Source organism: Arthrobacter oryzae (genome assembly GCF_030812315.1).
Lineage (GTDB): Bacteria > Actinomycetota > Actinomycetes > Actinomycetales > Micrococcaceae > Arthrobacter > Arthrobacter oryzae_B.
In genome coordinates this window covers 239727-257409 of record NZ_JAUSSM010000001.1, presented here as the reverse complement: position 1 = coordinate 257409, position 17683 = coordinate 239727, and the positions used below count along the sequence as shown (strand labels likewise).

The 17683-nt window shown below is 66.0% G+C and carries 15 protein-coding genes and 1 tRNA gene; 6 read left to right on the top strand and 10 right to left on the bottom strand.

Annotated elements, in window-relative coordinates; translation table 11 throughout:
• Positions 1-90: 90 nt before the first annotated feature.
• Genes J2S97_RS01255 through J2S97_RS01245 form a run of 3 tightly spaced genes read left to right on the top strand, consistent with a single transcriptional unit; the run spans position 91 to position 2090 of the window.
• Positions 91-603: an Lrp/AsnC family transcriptional regulator gene (locus tag J2S97_RS01255; protein WP_307045792.1), complete on the top strand. Its 513-nt coding sequence runs from the start codon at positions 91-93 to the stop codon at positions 601-603.
• 15 nt (positions 604-618) lie between these two features.
• Positions 619-1614: a magnesium/cobalt transporter CorA gene (gene corA / locus J2S97_RS01250; RefSeq protein WP_307045788.1), complete on the top strand. Its 996-nt coding sequence runs from the start codon at positions 619-621 to the stop codon at positions 1612-1614.
• A gap of 11 nt (positions 1615-1625) precedes the next feature.
• A complete protein-coding gene (locus tag J2S97_RS01245) occupies positions 1626-2090 on the top strand; it encodes a hypothetical protein (RefSeq protein WP_307045786.1) in 465 nt (154 codons plus the stop codon).
• On the opposite strand, the gene J2S97_RS01240 is transcribed toward J2S97_RS01245, so the two are convergent.
• The 9 genes from J2S97_RS01240 to galU form a co-directional block, all read right to left on the bottom strand.
• Complete coding sequence (locus J2S97_RS01240; RefSeq protein ID WP_307045784.1) at positions 2087-4741, bottom strand: PEP/pyruvate-binding domain-containing protein; 2655 nt, start codon at positions 4739-4741, stop codon at positions 2087-2089. The genes J2S97_RS01245 and J2S97_RS01240 overlap by 4 nt on opposite strands.
• Positions 4742-4928: 187 nt before the next feature.
• A complete protein-coding gene (locus tag J2S97_RS01235) occupies positions 4929-5786 on the bottom strand; it encodes a S1 family peptidase (RefSeq protein ID WP_307045783.1) in 858 nt (285 codons plus the stop codon).
• A gap of 164 nt (positions 5787-5950) precedes the next feature.
• The gene (locus J2S97_RS01230) at positions 5951-7543 is read right to left on the bottom strand and encodes an ABC-F family ATP-binding cassette domain-containing protein (protein WP_307045781.1); all 1593 of its coding nucleotides are present in this window, start codon (positions 7541-7543) and stop codon (positions 5951-5953) included.
• A gap of 100 nt (positions 7544-7643) precedes the next feature.
• Positions 7644-7716 (bottom strand) — tRNA-Ala (locus tag J2S97_RS01225).
• A 57-nt stretch (positions 7717-7773) separates the two neighbouring features.
• Positions 7774-8127: a hypothetical protein gene (locus tag J2S97_RS01220; RefSeq protein WP_307045779.1), complete on the bottom strand. Its 354-nt coding sequence runs from the start codon at positions 8125-8127 to the stop codon at positions 7774-7776.
• Entirely contained in the window at positions 8097-8573 is a 477-nt protein-coding gene (locus tag J2S97_RS01215; RefSeq protein WP_307045777.1) for an SDR family oxidoreductase, read from the bottom strand. Before J2S97_RS01215 ends, J2S97_RS01220 begins: the two co-directional genes overlap by 31 nt.
• Before the next feature lie 130 nt (positions 8574-8703).
• Positions 8704-9669 (bottom strand): hypothetical protein, encoded by a 966-nt coding sequence (locus J2S97_RS01210; protein WP_307045776.1) that lies wholly within the window; start codon positions 9667-9669, stop codon positions 8704-8706.
• Between the two features lie 190 nt (positions 9670-9859).
• A complete protein-coding gene (locus J2S97_RS01205; RefSeq protein ID WP_307045774.1) occupies positions 9860-10477 on the bottom strand; it encodes a GNAT family N-acetyltransferase in 618 nt (205 codons plus the stop codon).
• 7 nt (positions 10478-10484) lie between these two features.
• Positions 10485-11390 carry a UTP--glucose-1-phosphate uridylyltransferase GalU gene (gene galU, locus J2S97_RS01200; RefSeq protein ID WP_307045772.1) on the bottom strand — a complete coding sequence of 302 codons (906 nt, stop codon included), beginning with the start codon at positions 11388-11390 and terminating at the stop codon, positions 10485-10487.
• 99 nt (positions 11391-11489) lie between these two features.
• On the opposite strand from galU, the gene J2S97_RS01195 reads away from it, so the two are divergent.
• From J2S97_RS01195 to cpaB, 3 genes are all read left to right on the top strand, one after another.
• The gene (locus J2S97_RS01195) at positions 11490-12086 is read left to right on the top strand and encodes a 5-formyltetrahydrofolate cyclo-ligase (RefSeq protein WP_307045771.1); all 597 of its coding nucleotides are present in this window, start codon (positions 11490-11492) and stop codon (positions 12084-12086) included.
• A gap of 139 nt (positions 12087-12225) precedes the next feature.
• Complete coding sequence (locus tag J2S97_RS01190; protein ID WP_307045769.1) at positions 12226-12471, top strand: FmdB family zinc ribbon protein; 246 nt, start codon at positions 12226-12228, stop codon at positions 12469-12471.
• Positions 12472-12586: 115 nt separating this feature from the next.
• Positions 12587-13321, top strand: coding sequence for a Flp pilus assembly protein CpaB (gene cpaB / locus J2S97_RS01185; RefSeq protein ID WP_307045767.1), 735 nt, complete (start codon positions 12587-12589; stop codon positions 13319-13321).
• 32 nt (positions 13322-13353) lie between these two features.
• On the opposite strand, the gene J2S97_RS01180 is transcribed toward cpaB, so the two are convergent.
• The gene (locus J2S97_RS01180) at positions 13354-17631 is read right to left on the bottom strand and encodes an AAA family ATPase (RefSeq protein WP_307045765.1); all 4278 of its coding nucleotides are present in this window, start codon (positions 17629-17631) and stop codon (positions 13354-13356) included.
• Positions 17632-17683: the final 52 nt, after the last annotated feature.

Below are 17683 nucleotides of genomic sequence, written 5' to 3'. Positions count from 1 at the left end.
AATTGATACCTACAGAATGGAACAAATCTGAGCTTGAACACCAAGATTCGTGGCAAAATTGATCAAAACAGTCAAGGATGCCTGGCCACGATGAACCGGAGTGACGAATTGAACAGCCTGGACAGCACGGACCTGAAGATCCTGCTGGAACTGATCCGCGATCCGCGGGTCCAGATCGGCGAACTCAGCGACTCGCTGGGCATCGCCCGCAATACAGCGCAGTCCCGGATCCGCCGGATGCTCCGCTCCGGCCTGCTGCATGACGGCGGACGGGAGATCGACCTCGAGGCAGTGGGGTACGACGTCGTCGCCTTCGTAACGATCGAAGTCAGCCACCGGGAACTCGACGGCGTGGTGGGCGCCTTGCGCCTGATCCCGCAGGTCCTGGAAGTCCACGAGATTTCCGGACGGGGCGATGTCTGGTGCCGGGTGGTGGCCACGGATACCCACAACCTGCAGACGGCACTGCGCTCGATCCTCAGGATCAAGGGCGTGATCCGCACGGAGACCGTTCTTGCGCTGCACACGCACATCCCCTACCGCACGGAGCCGCTCATCAGCAGGCTCGCCCAGAGCGCCGCGCCCGCCGTACGCGCCAAGTGACTGGGATAATGGCGCGTGACCATCATCGACAACGCCGTGTACGTCAACGGCCGCCGCACCGCCGAGCCGCACAATCTTGAACAAACGTTTGAGACCCTGGCGGACCACGGCGGCATGGCCTGGATCGGACTGTACCGGCCCACAGAAGCTGAAATGTCCGCCGTTGCCAAGGAGTTCGGCCTTCACGGGCTCGCGGTGGAGGATGCCATCTCCGCGCACCAGCGCCCCAAGCTGGAGCGGTATGACGACGTCCTTTTCACGGTGCTCCGTCCGGCCAGGTACCTCGACGCGACGGAAACCGTCGAGTTCGGTGAACTCCACATTTTTACGGGCAAGAACTTCGTCGTCACCGTCCGGCATGCGGAAACCGCCGGCGTGGCCCGCGTACGGCAACGCCTGGAGGAGCGCCCGGACCTCCTGAAACACGGGCCTGAAGCGGTGCTCTACGCCCTGATGGACCAGGTGGTGGATGACTACGTTCCCGTTGTGGCGGGACTGGAAAACGACATCGATGAGATCGAGGACCAGCTGTTCAGCGGCGATTCCGCTGTTTCCCGCCGGATCTATGAGCTGGCACGCGAAGTGATCCAGTTCCAGCGCGCCATCCATCCGCTGCCTGCAATGATGCAGCTGCTCAAACGCGGGTTCGACAAATACGAGGTGGTCACCGATCTTCAGCATCACCTCCGCGACGTCGAGGACCACGTGGAGCGGCTGGTCTCCCGGGCGGACTCCTTCCGCGACATCCTGCAGAATGCGCTCACCTTGGATGGCACGCTGACCGCCAACCGGCAAAACGAGGCGAGCGCCGAGCAAAACGAGCAGGTCAAGAAGATCTCGTCGTGGGCGGCAATCTTCTTCGCGCCATCCTTCGTGGCCGGAGTCTATGGCATGAATTTCGACCACATGCCCGAACTGCACTGGACCCTCGGCTATCCCCTCGCGATTGCCATGATGGCCGCGACGGCGGTACTGATGTACATCATTTTCAAACGGAAGGGCTGGCTCTAGGAGCCGCCGCCATGACCGATTCAGTGGCCGGCGGCCCGCAGCCCGCGTTCCGGCCGGGGCGGATCATCATCCCCGGCACCGCCCGGCAGCTGGGCACGTTCGGGCTGTTCGTCCCTGCACCAGGGCAGCGCCGCACCCTGGAGGCGGCGGGCAAGCCGCTTGACGTGAAAAGCGCCGAAGGTGACCTGCTGTGGATCGGCTTCCGCGAACTCAGCGGGGCGGCGGCCGGGGATGTGGTTTCCCTTGCTGGGCGGTTCGGGGAGTGGGTAGTGGACGGCCTCCCGGGCGATGCCGTTGCCGATTCGCCGGAGTGGCAGCACTTCCTGGACGTTGTGGACCTGTTGTTTGGTGCGGACGTCACCCTGTTCCTCATCGGTGCGGCGCTCCCGGAGTTCGGCGCGGACAGCCCGTTGTCCCTGCTGCTGCGCGTGGAATCTGACGAAGAACTGCCGGCCGAGCACTCTTCCGGAAGCTAGGCCGTCCCCGGCTGACCCAGGGTCACGGTGCCGGCATCGCCGTCGACCTCTACCTGCTGGCCGCTCGCGATCCGGCGGGTCGCCACCCCGGTGCCGAGCACTGCGGGGATGCCGTACTCCCTGGCCACGATGGAGCTGTGGCTCAGCGGGCCACCGACATCCGTGACCACGGCTGAAGCCATGGCGAACAGCGGGGTCCAGGCCGGTGTGGTGATGCGGGCCACCAGCACCTCCCCCGGCTGCATCCGGGCGAAGTCCTCGGGTCCGGCCAACACCCGGGCCGGAGCGTTGACCCGGCCCTGGCTGGCGCCCGCACCTTTGATCGTGTTCCCGTGCTGGTCCTGGGACCCTTCCGGCATCATTCCGGCCAGGGACCGCTGCAGCCACCGGATCTCCGGCAGCATCTGCGGGGCAGCGGCCTTGCGCTGTCCCCGCCAGCGCATCCTGCGGTCAGCGACCGCCGCCGCCAGCACCGGCCGCCCGGCACCCGTAATTGCTGCCGGGCCACTGGGGCGGGCCAGGCCGAATCCGACGGCGCTGCTGACCTCCTGGTGTCGAAGCCAGAACACGTCATCGGGCTCCGCGATGAGTCCGGCCGCGACCAGCCGGTGCCCCAGTTCACGCAGCATCCGCCGCATCAGCGGCCAACCGAGTCCGACGTCGGCCAGCGCATCTTCGCGGATCGGCGCTGACCCCTGCGCCCAGCGAAGCAACCGTACGAAGGCGGCCCGGCGGGCAGGGAGCAGACGGGACAGTATTCGATTCGCACTGTCCTCACGGCGTGCAGCTGCGAGCTCCCGTCTCCGGTGCGGATCGTTGCCCTGGCCGCGGAGGTAGAACTTCAGCGTGTCCAGCAGCGGGGACGGGTCGTCGGCCGGCACGGGATTGATGAAGTCAAGGTTGTAGACTGCGTGGCCGAAGCGGTCCAGGTGGAGCTGGAACCGGGGTTCCCACTGCTGCCACAGCCCGGCGTCCATCCCGGCCGGAGGTGTCTCCGATAGTTGTGCCGTGGCGAGGGTTTCTGTTGGCATTGCCAGGATGGCCTCGGCGAGCCCCGGAACTCCGCGGGCCCACTCGGCAAGGTCAAAGAGTGCCGCTTCAGCCCTGATGGGCTCGCTCTCGTAGCCCAGCAGGAACGTCTGGGCCGGCGGATCGGCGTCCCGCCGAACAAATCTGTCGTAGAACTTCTGGAAAGCGAGTTCGCTGGACGAAGCGACCGGAATGATGGACTGAACAGCCGTGTAGTACACGGTCCCGGCATCCAGCAGCGCCGACACGCCCTCAAGCAGCTCCTGCCCGGTGAGATCCGTGACGGGCCTGGCCGACCAGGACTCCACCACATGCATGTAGCGAGGATGGGAGTAGTCCCTCCAGCCCGGGATTCCCATGTGGGCCTCGCCCCGGATAAGGGCGCGGACGGCGGCCGGGAGCTTGCCCATCAGCCGCCACAATCCGGACGTGCGGTAGTAGTAATAGGCGTAGCCGTTGATGGCGGGGAGGCCCAGATCCCCATCGCGCAGGCTGCTCTTGCCGAACGCCTCGTCCAGCAGGGCATTCAGGGACCGCGACACTGAGCCGTCAATGAGGTCCGCGAACAAGGGCGAGAGCGGATCGGGAAGCTGCTCCACGATGCTCGCCCGGAAGTAGAGCCCCTTCGGGTAGGGCACGCTCCAGTCCGTCGGCGTTTCTCCCGCGGGCTCGGGCAGGGCGGTGATGGGCCGGGATTGAAGGATGAAGAATTCTCCGCCCGAGCGCGCCCACTCAATGTCCTGCGGGGAACCGAGGTGCTGTGCGATCCGTGTTCCGTAGCCGGCCAGTGTGGCCGCACCGGCGTCGTCCAGCACGGGTTGAAAGCGGCGGGCAGCCGGCACTGGTTCCTCACGCGTACCGCGGTCTGCATAGACCGTCATGGTTTCCTTGTCGGCGGTCCGCCGGGACACGACGCTGCCTGTTGCGGCGTCGACGACGATGTCGTCGGTGGAAACGGCACCGCTGACCACGGATTCGCCCAGCCCCCAGGCAGCGCCGATCACGACCTGGTCGCGGCGTCCCGTGGCAGGGTTGGCCGTGAACAGGACTCCGGCGGCGTCCGCGTCCACCATTTCCTGAACCACCACGGCCAGCCGGACGTCCTCCGGCCGGATGCCCGCCCGGGCACGGTAGGCCATCGCCCGGGCGGTCCAGAGGGATGCCCAGCAGTTGATAACCGCCGCGGCGAGGGCATCGCCGCCGCGCACGTTGAGGTAGGTGTCCTGCTGGCCCGCGAAACTGGCCGAGGCGAGGTCTTCGGCGGTGGCGGAGGACCTCACAGCAACAGCGGCTTCCCCGCCGGCATCGAGCCGGTGGTAGGCGTCGCGGAACTCGGCCGCTAACGCCGCCGGCATCACTCCGCCCGCGAAGAGCCCGCGGATGCGTGCGGACGCCTCCTCGAAGTCCCGGCCTGTGGCGGACGGAGGCAAGGCGGCCTCCGCCTGAATGCGCCGGTCCAGCCCGTTGTCCCGGACGTAGAGCTCGTAAGCGGCTGTATTCAGCAGGAACCCACAGGGCACGGGCAGGCCCGCGCGAACCAGCTCGCCCAGCCCGGCACCCTTGCCACCCGCCACCGCGACGTCGTCACGGCCAACGCCGCTGAAATCAATGATGTAGCCCATGAGCGAGCGGCCTCCTGTCCGGCCGGGGCTGCCCTTTCGCCCCTGATCCACAACATCTTGGCACGAGCCGTGGCATCAGGCCATGAACGTGGGTGTTTCGAGGCTTGCGGCACTCCCCTGGAGGTCGGCGGCGGGGAATCGATTGCCGGGGCGGTGGGGACGTCTGCTCGCGGTGTGCTCAAGACGGTCAGCGCAAGCCGGCGGTCGCCTTGATCCAGTCCAGCTCGTAGGGCACCGAGGCCGACAGGTTCAGATAGGCAGGCGCCGGCGGCAGTTCAAGGGCGTTCGTGACGCCCACCAGCTTCTGCTCGCCGTGATCGGACCAGATGACGGGTCCGCCGCTGTCGCCGCGGTTCGCTGACGTGTACGGCGAGTATGTGCAGAACTGCCAGGGGCCCGCGATGTCCGGGCACGCCTCCGGGGGGACCGTGGTGAGTTCGGTTTCAATCAGCCGGCGCGCAGGATCGCAGGATTCCGCCGGGTTGAACGGATCCCCGGTGCAGCCGTAACCGGCCACGGTGACTTCCGCCCCTACCGGCGCCGGTGTGGACGCCAACTCGATGGTCGGCTCGGAAACGGCCGACTGCAGGAAGAGCAGCGCGATATCGTCCTTGATCAGTGCCGGGTCGTAGTGCGGCATGGGCACGGCGCTGGCAACGCCAACGGTGTATTGGTCGCGTTTCTGGCCAAAGTGGAAGGTCACGTCAATGGCGGAGGGGCTGCGTCCGTTGTTCCGGATGCAATGTGCCGCCGTCACTACGGTGTCCTCCTTGATCAGGGAACCGGTGCAGGATGCAATGCCTTCCGGGTAGGCCAGTTGCACCCTGACCGCCCACGCGTAATCGTCCGAATCCGCCCTGCTGCCATTGAACACCGCGAGTGCGGGCGTGGCTGTTGCGGCTGTGAGGGCTGAGGTGATGAGCACCGACAGCAGCTGTGCAACGAGTCGCCGGCGGCGTCGTCCGGGGAGTGCTGGGATGGTGTCACTGTTGGGGGATGTGGTCTGCCTGGGGTTGCCGTTGCGCATGAGGTTGCTCCTCATCATTGCCTGAAGATACTTCGCGGATGTGGTGAAGGAACCATCACAAGCCTCAGGTTCCCGGAGATCACACATCTGCCCCCAGTCGCAGCACCATAACTCTGCCCCTCCCCTCAGGCGGGCGTCAAGGGCACACGGATCGGGCCGGTGGTCAGCCGGCCGCCCGGCGGTTAGGCGGCGCGCACCTCGACCTCGCCGGGCATGGCCGTGTCCGCACCGAACACAAGGTACCTGTTGGCGATCTTCTCGCTGAAGAACCGGTCGTGGCTGACCACCACCACGGCGCCGGGGAAATGCAGCAGCGCCCGTTCCATGACCTGGGTGCTGGACATGTCCAGGTGGTTGGTGGGCTCATCCAGCAGCAGGACGGATGCGCCGGACAGGAGGCACTGGGCCATCGCGACGCGCGCCTTCTGGCCGCCGGAGAGGTTTCCGATCTTCTGTTTGAGGTCCGCCTCGGAGAACTGGAACATCGCAAGGAACCTGTTGACCGATTTTTTGGTGGCGCTGAAGGCCAGGCTGTCCGGCAGCGCGTTGACTGCGTGAGAAACAGTGTCGGCGTCGTCGAGTTCTTCAAGCATCCGGTTGTAGGACACAAAGCCGGGTCCCTTGGCCCAGGAGACGACGCCGGTGTCCGCCTGTTCCTCACCGGTCAGCACCTTCAGGAGGGTTGACTTGCCGCTGCCGTTGGAGCCCAGGACCACAATCCGGTTGCCGCGCCTGATCTCGAAGCCAAGGCCGGCAAAAAGTTCCTTGTCGCCGAACGACTTGCCCAGCCCCTCCACACGGCAGAGGACGTCCTTGACGTGCAAGCCGCCGTAGATCTCTGTGACAATCTGGTCCACGGGGCGGGGCATGCGGGACTTCTTGATCTTCGCCAGCTGGTTTCCCAGCCCGCGGCTGGCGGCCTTGGCTGCCTCGCGGCGGTCGGCGATCCCTTCGGCCTCGAACGCCAGCAGTTCGGATTCGTGCACAAACTGCTGCTCCAGGGTCTTGAGCCGGAACTGTTTTTGCACAACGTATTCGCCGAAGTTGCCCGGGTACTCGTGCAGGTGGAAGTTTTCCACTTCGATGATCCGGGTGACCACGGCGTCGAGGAATTTCCGGTCGTGCGAGACGATGATCGCCGCGCCCTTGAAGTCCCGGAACCAGCTTTCGAGCCATTCGACGCCGGCCACGTCCAGGAAGTTGGTGGGCTCGTCCAGGAGGAGCACATCCGGGTCCTCAAGGAGGATCTTCGCCAGGGCGGCACGGTTCCGCCAGCCGCCGGACAGCTCGTCGATGGAGCAGAGACGGTGGGCATCGCTGAACCCCAGCGTCGTCAGCACCTTGTCGATGCGCCGCGGATAGTCCCAGCCATCGAGGCGGTCCATGTCCTCGAACAGTTCCGCCTGGCGGGAGATCAACCGGTCGAGTTCTGCTCCGGCGGGGTCCCCGGCGATGGCCGCATCGATGGACGCCAGTTCGGCTTCGACTGACTTGATCTCCACGAACAGCCCATCCAGGACCTCGGCAATGGTTGACTCGCCGTTCAGTTCGGAGAACTGCGAAAAGTAGCCGACCCTGATTCCCTGTTCCACGGTGACAGTTCCGGATTCCGGCGTGACCCGGTCAAGGATCAGCTGGAGCATTGTGGTCTTGCCGGAACCGTTCTTGCCGATGAGCCCCACCCTGTCGCCCGGTTCCAGGCGGAAGTATGCCTCGCGCAGGATCTGGGTGTTGTCGAATCGCACGCTGACGTCTTGCAGCCGGATAAGGCTCATTGCAGTCCTTTCGAGGGGGTGGTGCGGGGCGCGCAGGGCAGGCCCGGAAAAGAGAAAGCTCCCCCGTCCGATGCTGGCTCGGATGAGGGAGCTTATTCTGTGGAGCTAAGGGGATTCGAACCCCTGACCTCTTCGATGCGAACGAAGCGCTCTACCAACTGAGCTATAGCCCCGGGCCGCCGCCGTACCTTGGGATATTCCGCAGGAACAGGCAAACCGGTGTCCCTAGGCTACAAACTATCTGCGTGCTTCGCCAGCCAGCTCCCGAATGTCTCGCTTCCATAGCGCTGTTCCGGGATCAGGTTCCGGCCCTCGCGCAGGAATTTGCCCATGGCGCCCGGAAGGGGCAGGTGCACCAGGTGGCCACGGGAACCCGTGTGGCGCTTCCAGGTTTCCGCCAGCTCCCCCATGCCGATCGCTTCCGGTCCGCCCACCGTCCGGAGCCTGTGGAGTTCCGCCGAGGGCTCCTCGAGGACTGCTTCGAGCAGGGCCGAAGCCACCTCCGCCGGCGCGATGGTTTGGAAACGGGCGCCCTTGACCACCGGAATCAGCCCTACCCTGGCGCCGGCAGAGAACAGCTGCACCGGAAGGCTGTGGAACTGGGTGGTTCGCACCGTAACGGTCTCAAGGGAAGACGCCGCGAGACATCCTCCTTGTCCGCCTTGGACTGGTAGAACCGCAGCGGCACCTGGTCGCAGTTGATGATGGAAAGCAGGACGGCTTTGCTGACACCGGCGGTGTGCGCCGCCCCGAGGAGACGGGCGCCGCCGTCGGCAAAGTTCCTGAGGGCCTTGCCGGTCTTGCCTTCCAGGCAATCGACGACGACGGCGGCACCGGCCAGCGCGTCCGGCAGCCCTTCCCCGGTGGTGACGTCCGCACGGAAGTAGGCGGCGCCGTCGTCGTATTCTGAACTGCCGGGAACCGGCGGATTACGGCAGATGACGGAAACGTCGTGGCCCAGCGTCAGCGCCTGGCCCACCACCTCACGGCCAACTTGGCCGGTGCCGCCGGCAACACAGATGCGAGTCATGCTCTGAGGCTACAGGCAGGTACGGCACAGTCGTTGTGCGCGCGGCCCAGGCCCGCAGTAGCGGCCAAGGCTGTGCCCGCACGAAAAAGCCCCGGACGGCCGTTAGGCTGCCCGGGGCTATGGTTCGCAGTCAGGCGCGGCGGCGCTGCAGAACGTCGTCCAGGTTACTCAGGGCACTCTGCGCCTTCGTGAGCGGCTTGCCGGAGGCCCCTCCGGCGGCCGGAGCCGCTGCCGGTCCCTGTTTGAGGGACGGTTTGCCGGCAGCCTTCGGGGCTTCGGGCAGGTCAAGCGGCTCAGGGGCTGCACGTTCGGCCTTGGCTGCCTCGACGTAGGTGGGTTTGGGAACGTCGACCGGTTCCCAGCTGGATTCCGCGCTGACCGCAGATCCCGGGGCGGCGGCGGTCCGCAGGGCCGTATCGCCCGAGGCTTTGGCTTCGGCGAGGGCGGCTTCACGCAGTTCCTGGGCAGTCAGCGGCTTGACCTTGGGCTTGCTGCCCGCCTCAGCATCGAAAAGCTGGCTTTCCGGGGCATCCACGGCAGGCTCCCGGGTGGGACGCGGGACAGCTGCCCGCATCTGGCGCTCCGGGGCAGTCATGGCCGCACGGAAAGCCGCATTCATCCTGACGCGCCGGTCCCGTACCGCCAGCCGTCGAAGCAATGCCACGGACACGACACCGGTCAGCAGGGCGGCGACAGGCAGCCACGACGAACCAATGCCGAACATGAGGAAGGCGGCGGACATGATCCCGGTCAGCAGGGACACCAGCGCCATGAGAGCGATCGCACATCGTCCGTACCGGATCCTGAGTGCTCCCGGACGCGCCTTCGCCGGCCCCGGGCCGGCGGCGGGGGTCAGGGATCCCTGGGCGGATCCGGTGGCCTGCTTGGTTTCCATTGGTTTCTCCTGCTGGGCGGCCATTTTCATGACGTTTCCGGCTTGGGGGTCTGCGGGTTCGGCGAAGTTGAGTTCCGGCATCAGCTCGACGGCGGGCTGCAGCTGGTGCCGGCGGTTTCGGAGTACATACGGGGCCACCCAAACTATCCAGAGCGCGACAGCGACAACAAGGATCACTGAGCTGCTAAGGGGGAAGTCCACAATCAAAACCGTATGAGCAATTCGCCCCCCGCACTCGCATTACCTCCGGTGTGTCGCCGGGCAGCTGGCAAATCAATGGATTTATGACCAAAGACACAACAGCCGTCGTCAGGACACGTGGCTAAAAGCGCGTCAGGAAGCACTGTGCTGAGGGGTTGGGACGGGCGTCAGCAAGGCCACTGAAGGCGGTTCAGGACGGGCGGTTTCCCAGCCATCTGGAAAGCAGTCCTTCGGGAACTTCCTCGGCCGTGAGGGCGAAGGACCGGTGGTCAGCCCATTCCCCGTTGATGTGCAGGAAACGCGGCCGGTAGCCTTCGTCACGGAAACCAAGCTTTTCCACCACCCGTAGGCTGGGCGCATTTTCCGGCCGGATGTTGATTTCCATCCGGTGCAGCCCAAGGGTGCGGAAGCAGTGATCAGTAGCCATGGCCACTGCTGTGGGCGCAATCCCCCGGCCAGCACAGGACCTGTCCACCCAGTAGCCCAGCGTCGCCATCATTGCGGAGCCCCAGATGATGGAGGACACGGTCAGTTGCCCGACGATTACCGGATTGCGCTGCCCCGGCGTCCGTTCGGTGATCACAAAGGGCAACGCCGTGGCTTGCGCGGCCTGCGCGTTGAGGGACCTGACCATCTGCCGGTAGTCCGGCAGTGCCCCTCCCGGGGCCGGATTGGACGCCTCCCACGGAGCCAGCCATTCGGAATTGCGGGAACGGACCGCCATCCATTCCTTACGGTCGCGGTACCGGATGGGGCGCAGAACAAGGTCGCCGCACTCCAGCGTCACCGGCCAGATGCTGCCCCGCATGGGACCGTTACTTGGCCAGCGAGGAAGTGAATTCCGGCAGCCATTCGCGCAGCCCTGGGCCGAGGTCGTCGCTGTCGCAGGCGAGCTGGACGCAGGCCTTGAGGTAGCTGAGCTTGTCACCGGTGTCGTAGCGGCGGCCACGGAAAACAACGCCGTAGACGCCGTAACCCTCACCGGTTCCCGCAGCAAGTTCCTGAAGTGCATCAGTGAGCTGGATTTCCCCGCCCCTGCCAGGTTCGGTGCGTTCGAGGACGTCGAAGACGGCGGGGTGCAGGACGTAGCGTCCGATCACGGCCAGGTTCGACGGCGCTTCATCAACGGTGGGCTTTTCCACGAGCTTCCTGATCCGCACGAAACCGTTCATGTCGGTTTCATCGATATCGGCGCAGCCGTAGGCGCTGATCTGGGACGGCTCCACCTCAATGAGCGCAACGACGGATCCGCCGGTCTTGGCCTGGACCTCGATCATGGTGCTCAGCAGTTCGTCGCGGGCGTCGATGAGGTCATCGCCAAGCAGTACGGCGAAGGGCTCATAGCCAACGTGCTGCTTGGCGCGCAGCACGGCGTGGCCAAGGCCCATGGGGTCGCCCTGGCGGACGTAATGGATGTCGCCGAGGTTGCTGGCAGCCTGGATGGATTCGAGTTTGGTGGTGTCGCCCTTGGCCTCGAGCATTGACTCCAGCGAGGGAACCCTGTCGAAGTGGTCTTCCAGGGCGCGCTTGTTCCGGCCGGTGATCATGAGGATGTCGTTGAGGCCAACGTTGACCGCTTCCTCCACGACATACTGGATCGCGGGCTTGTCCACTACGGGCAGCATTTCCTTGGGCATGGCCTTGGTGGCCGGGAGGAACCGGGTGCCGAGACCCGCAGCAGGAATGACAGCCTTGCGGACGGAAGTATTGGTGGTAGTCACTGGACTAATCTAACGTCAGGGACCAAACATTGGGTAATTGCACGGACCGCCCGGTTTCGCCCCGAACTGAGGCCTCCGGGCATGGAAGGACAGGCACTCATGCCATCGAAGGAAGAGATCCGCTCCGCCCACAGGATCGAACGTGCTGCGGCCTCTCCCGCGGGACTGGAAGCCGCCGGTGCCGGCATCGCCCGCCACGGGCTGCAGTGGGCCACCATGGTTGCCGCCGGGGAGCGGGGCACATTTGCCGCGTACCTGGGAGTGGGATTCGAACCGCCCACGCTCCCGCTCATCGCCGCACTTCACGGGACCGGGCACAGGGTACTGTTGCCGGTCTGCGGGCCGTCGCTCACTCTGGCCTGGGTCTTCTGGACTCCGGCGACCGAATTTGTCCGCAGCAGTTACGCGCCCATCGAGGAACCCGTCGGAGAACGGCACGGCATCGAGGTCATGCGCGATGTGGCCGGGATCTTCGTTCCAGCCACCGCTGTGGACCTGTCTGGCAACAGGATCGGCCAGGGCGGCGGCTACTACGACAAGTTCCTGGCCGGACTGGAAGAGGAGGAACTGCCCGTGCCGGCGGCTGCAGTGGTCTACGACACCGAAGTGCTTCCGGCCGGCTCTATCGCCGCAGAGTCCTTCGACCGCCCGGTTCGCGTTGCGGTCACTCCGTCAGGCCTCACAAGCCTGATGTAAAGCTCCCCTGCCGCTGGTGATAGAATTGGCACTCAGGCCCTGCGACTGCTAAGGAGCGGAACACGTCGATGGAAACATCGGCTGGAATCCGCGACTTGCAGCACGGGACCTGTTCGTTTGTCCCAGAGGAGGATTTCCAGTGCCCACGTATGCATATGCCTGCAAGGACTGCAGCCACGCCTTCGAGATCGTGCAGTCGTTTACCGACAGCTCCCTCACCTCCTGCCCCGAGTGCGAGGGGACGCTGCGCAAGAAGTTCAACAGCGTCGGCGTCGTTTTCAAGGGCTCGGGCTTCTACCGGACCGACTCCCGCGACACCAAGGGCAGCAGCGTCTCGCCCGCCCCGGCTGCGGCTCCCGCGCCGGCTGCCGCAGCCGCAAGCTAGCCGCCACTTCCAGCACCGGCTGCCGCAATCCGGCGGACGCGTCCGCAACGGCGGGTTTTCCACATAGGACTTCCACGGTCTGTCCGCACCACCGGGACTCTTTTAGCCTGACGGTATGCCCTCCACCCTCCGCAACAACGGATTTTCGTCACGCCGTCACGGCATTCGGTCAGAACGCCCCGGGCGCCCGGGCCTGTCCGGCAGGCGCCGCTTCGCTGCATGGCTCAACCGCAACCGCAGGCTCGCCGTTGCGCTCCTGTTGTGCGCCGCCGCCGGCATCGCCGTCCAACAACTGACACCTGCACCCGCCCACACCGTGACGGCCATGGCCTCAGCCAGGGACCTTCCTGCCGGAGCAACCCTGTCCAGCAATGAAGTAGTGCCGGTCAGGGTGCCGCCCGGGATGATTCCCTCCGGTGCCTTCACCGACACTGCCGCGATCCAAGGCAAACAGCTTGCTGCACCGCTGCGCAAAGGCCAGCTGATCTCCGACACTCAGTTACTTGGACCTGGGCTGCTGGCGGGTACCGCCCCCGGTTCGGCGGCGGTACCCCTGAGGATGGCCGATCCGTCGTCCATCCAGTTGGTGGCGCCCGGCCAGCTGGTCAATATCGTCATGACCAACGGAACCGACTACGGCCAGGCGGCGGAATCGGAGGTGCTGGCTGCCTCTGTCCCGGTCCTCTGGACCTCCGGGCAGGGCGGGCAAACCGGACAATGGCTGGGCACGGGAGAAACCGAGGGGCTCATGGTGGTCGCCGCGGATCCCGACCAGGCACGCCGCCTTGCCGGCAGCTCAACACAAGGCAAACTCTTCTTCGTGCTCGTCGGAGCGCCGGGCCAGCCGTAAACCGGCCGGCCCGGTCCTATGGAGCACAGCGGTCAGCCCCAGTGCGGCGGTTTCTGCTCCTGCAGCCAGGCATCGTGGTCGTAATCCGAGGCGTGATCGCCCCAGCGCTTCGGGTCATCCTCAGCGGCTTTGTTCGGCAGTACTCCGGCGGGCACGCCGGCACCCGCCTCGCGGCCCCGGTTGGGCGCGGCCCCGTCGGCGCCCGAGGCAGGGACGCCGCCCCGGCTGCCCGCTTCGCTGCTGTTCGTGTCCATGCCGTCTTCCTTGCTGTATCCCTCTGAACCGGGTCCGGCGCTATTGGGCTCTTCCCGGTCCGCACCGCCCTCTTCCAAGGGTACCGGGGGCCTGGCCGCCGATGCCACGCTCCCGTACTCCCCGCTGCCGGACTGGGTTCCAGGTTCGGCCCCGGATTCGGTCCCCGACTCGCTGCGGTCCTCGGACCCGGCCGCTTCCCGTTCGGAAGCCTCGCTGGCACGCTCTGCGCTTGTCAGTGTCAGGTTGTCCACATCGTCCTCGAAGAACCCCTGGGAACTCGGTGAAAATCCGGTGACTGCCGGCTTTTCCAGCCCAAGGTAACCGCCGATCCGGTCCGCACAGGCGGACGGGTCGGTGAACACTTCGATGGTCCAGAGGGGCATGTAGCGCCAGCCCAGCCGTTCCAGCAGTTGCGGACGAAGCCTGCTCCGTTCCCGAACGCTCATGCGCCGGTATTGTTCCGTACCGTCGGACTCAATGGCCACGGGCCTGGGGATTTCGGCATCATCATGACCGATGGAATTCACCGGGTCGGCGGCCGCGGCCACGTCGATCACGCCGTCGTACTGGTGCCAGACCCTGGCGCCGCGGGCGCGCAGCCTGTCGCCCAGGTCTGCCACGAGGGGGTCGGCACCCAGCGCCTGTTCGCTCGCGGCTGCGCGGGACGCCGGCGTACCGAGGTCCGTGTTGCCGGCAATCTCACGGTCGAGCAGTTCATAGAAGTCGACGGCGCCATGGCTGAGGCGGCTGACGTCGAGGTCTTCCGGCTTGAAGCAACTGAGTACGTGCAGGGAACGCCGCGCACGGGTCATGGCCAGCGCGAATTTCGCCCTGCCGCCCTCGGCGGACAGCGGGCCGAAATTGTGGAGCGCGCGGCCGTGCGGCGTGCGGCCATACCCCGGGGAAAAGATCACGTGGTCGCGGACCAGGCCCTGGGCACGTTCCAGGTCCACAACCCGGAAGGATTCCGGCCCGGCCGAGAAGAAACTCGCCAACAGCGGGTAGTTGGGCAGCTGCAGCCGGATGGCCTCGCCGATCCTGGCCGCGTGGCGGAGGCTTGCCGTCACCACGGCGAGCGAGGTCCGCGGCCTTAGTCGGGCATGCTCGAACACGAGGCTGACCACCCGGTTTACCTCGGCGACGGCGGATTCCACGCCTTCCTGGTCGGCGCTGGGGAGGCCGGTCCCGTCGGGCAGGTATTCCACCAGCAGGGCCCGGTCCAGTCCGGTCGCGGTCTGGCCCTCAGGAAGCCTGCGGAGGCGGCCGTCGTAGAAACTCTTGCTCAGCTGCAGCACGAGGTCTTCGTCAACTGCCCGGTATACGGAGGTCAGCCGCCGCGTGGGCAGCACAGCAGCCAGGGCGGTGTAGGCACTCTCAACGCTCTGGTGGGCGGTCTCGCCCGCAGCGAGGCGCTCGACGCCCACTGTGAACGTGCGGGGGCTCGCGATCTTGTCGTCGCCGAACGCGATGACCTGCCTGGCCCGCGCGATCGCCGGAAGGACGGCTTGCAGGGATGTGGCTTCAGCGTCGAGGATGACGACGGCGTCGAACTTCTGTTCGGCGGGCAGCAGTCCGGTCATGAGGTAGGGGCTCACGGACCATACCGGCACCAGCATGGGAACCAGGGCAGGGGCCTGCGCCGTGAGGGCCGCCAGGGTGACCCGCCCGTCCTTCAGGAGACTCCGCAGCAGGTCGGCCTGGCGGGGGTTTTCGCCGATGCCGGCGCGCCAGCGCTCGGCGAGGGTCCAGCGCAGCCGCGCTGCCCCGCTGGCGATGTGGGCGTTGTCCGCCAAACGGTACTCGGCTTCGAGCTGGCGGAGGGCGTCGCCGTCGGACATTGCCAGGTAGTCATCGCCGCTGATCATCGCTTCAAGGGCGGACTGCCACCACGCAAGTTCCAGCTCTGATGCGACGGAGGCCGCGGGAACTTCGCGGTCAGCCAGGTCGGCGAGCAGCTCCCCGAGCCCGTGCTCACGCATGTTCTCGATGAGCAGCGTCCGCTCCGGAAGAGTCTTGAGCGTCCGGGAGTCCGCCACCAGCCGCTCCAGGCGCTCCATCAGTTCTTCATACGGTGTGTGCTGGAGGTCGCCGCCGGCTGCCGTGTGCTTTACAGCCGCACCCAGCTGCGCCAGTTCGCGCTCAAGGCTGCGGTACATCACGTTCACTTCGCCCAGGCCGGACGGCACGGCAGGGTGCCGCTGCGTAGTCGCGTAGCCCGCCCAAAGCGCCCGCTGCTCCTGGACCAGCACCAATGAGCTGTGGAGGTCCGAGATGTGCACGCCGGGGCGGACGTATTCCTTGGCGACACGGCGTAGCCGCGAACGCTGCATGGACGGCATCTCTATACCCCGTTCACGCCGCCACGGGGAGGTGGCAGTCGCGGAGATGAGGTCGTGGACCGGCCTGTCAAAAATATCCGGAGTGAATTTGTCCAGGCTCTCACGGACGGCCATCAGCAGCTCCAGCTGGGCGCCCCACTCGGCGAAGGTGGTTCCGAGGCGGATCTGGGCGTGCTCGGCTACCTCGTTCATGCGGTGGCGGAGAACCGGCAGGTTCTTCTCAACCGAGCGTGCAACGTCGTGCGCCTCCTCGGTTTCCTTACGGGTCAGGAGCCGGGCGCCGTGCCACGGGCTGGCCGTGGATGCGCGGCTGAAACTGCCGAGTTCGGCGGCGCGGTGCAGGCGTCCGGCCAGTTCCTCACGGTCCCGGATGTTGTCCAGTACGCTCCGCTTCAGCCGCACGGTCGTGGCGGGAGCCGGTTGGATGGACGTCAGTTCGGCAAGCGACTGCATGGCCTGGTAGGGCGAGCATCCCCAGCGCTGGCGGACGTTGTGCAGCGAGGCCACGTGGTCCATGAGCGCGTGCCGGTGCTCGGCAAGCGTGGTGTGCAGGTTCTCGAGCTGGGGCTGAAGGGACTTCTCATTTCGCACAATGGCACGCACCAGCTGCCCCTTGAGCTGAAGCGGTGTAGCCGTCCCGGACAGCGCAAACAGGATGGACTCCAGGCCCAGCGTCTCCAGCTGGGTCGCAACCTCGCTGAGGCTGGCACGGCGGTCGCCCACCACCAGGACGGTCTTGCCTTCGTCCACCAGCGCGCCGATGGTGTTGATGGCCGTCTGGGTCTGGCCCGTTCCGGGCGGGCTGCTGACAAGGAGGGAGTCCCCCGCACGCACGGCGTCCACCACATATTGCTGGTCGGCGTCGGCGTCGAGAAGCAGCAACTCCTCGGCGGGATCCCGCAGATCGATGTCCTGAAAGCGGTCTTCGGCCAGCTCGGGCACGTCCACGGCCTCGCCGGCGGCGGCCCGGGCAAGAGCTGCCACTATGGGATTGTTCTGGTTGATCCACGGGTCGTCGAGGTTTCCGGAGAGGTCTGCAAACGTTGAAACGAGCAGATTGTGCTCCACGTCGGCCCCGTGAATGGGCTTGATAAGGGTGCCCAGGCGGTCCAGGACGGGCTGGGGATCGAACCGGGCGGTGCTGTACGCCATCCGGGTTACGGCATTGACGTCGAAGACGATGCCGTGAATGCTCTTCAGGTGCCTGATCAGCGCCGGGTTGATGTGGGCCTGCTCGGTCAGCTGGAGCTCGTAGTCATCCTCGCCCGGACGGACAGTGAGGGAAATGGCCGTGAGCATGACCGGCGCGGACACGCGCTGGGGCTTACCGCCGACAGCCGATGTCCAGGAAACTGTCCCGGCCGAAAAGTAGCCGGCGTCGATGCCGCGGTCGTTCCCGAGTTCAAAAATCTTGGAGCGGAGGTTACGCGAAGCCCTGGCGGCGACGACGTACTGATCGTGGTCGCGGATCAGCGTGGACAGTCGCGTGCGCCTACCCGCCATGAGCTGGGCCAGACCGGACGGATGCGCATGCGTGAGGTCGATGGAACCTTCCGGCGTCTTGGTGAAGCGCAGCATGGTGTCTGCTCCGGTGACCGGTTTAAGCCCCGACAGCCATTTCTTGAGCTCCTCGGAGCCCTCTGGGAGGCCTTGACCAACTGACACTACTGCCTTCTTTTCTGCGCTTGCGCGTGACGCCCTGGACCATACCGGCATACTTTCGAGCGTAGCCCGAATCGGGGCCCAGTGAGAGACCGCAACACTGGGA

Bases quoted from the DNA above. Each gene is read 5' to 3' on its own strand.
- J2S97_RS01255 (WP_307045792.1), top strand. From the start codon at position 91: ATGAACCGGAGTGACGAATTGAACAGCCTGGACAGCACGGACCTGAAG.
- J2S97_RS01245 (WP_307045786.1), top strand. From the start codon at position 1,626: ATGACCGATTCAGTGGCCGGCGGCCCGCAGCCCGCGTTCCGGCCGGGG.
- J2S97_RS01240 (WP_307045784.1), bottom strand. From the start codon at position 4,741: ATGGGCTACATCATTGATTTCAGCGGCGTTGGCCGTGACGACGTCGCG.
- J2S97_RS01235 (WP_307045783.1), bottom strand. From the start codon at position 5,786: ATGATGAGGAGCAACCTCATGCGCAACGGCAACCCCAGGCAGACCACA.
- J2S97_RS01230 (WP_307045781.1), bottom strand. From the start codon at position 7,543: ATGAGCCTTATCCGGCTGCAAGACGTCAGCGTGCGATTCGACAACACC.
- J2S97_RS01215 (WP_307045777.1), bottom strand. From the start codon at position 8,573: ATGACTCGCATCTGTGTTGCCGGCGGCACCGGCCAAGTTGGCCGTGAG.
- J2S97_RS01205 (WP_307045774.1), bottom strand. From the start codon at position 10,477: ATGCGGGGCAGCATCTGGCCGGTGACGCTGGAGTGCGGCGACCTTGTT.
- J2S97_RS01195 (WP_307045771.1), top strand. From the start codon at position 11,490: ATGCCATCGAAGGAAGAGATCCGCTCCGCCCACAGGATCGAACGTGCT.
- cpaB (WP_307045767.1), top strand. From the start codon at position 12,587: ATGCCCTCCACCCTCCGCAACAACGGATTTTCGTCACGCCGTCACGGC.
- J2S97_RS01180 (WP_307045765.1), bottom strand. From the start codon at position 17,631: ATGCCGGTATGGTCCAGGGCGTCACGCGCAAGCGCAGAAAAGAAGGCA.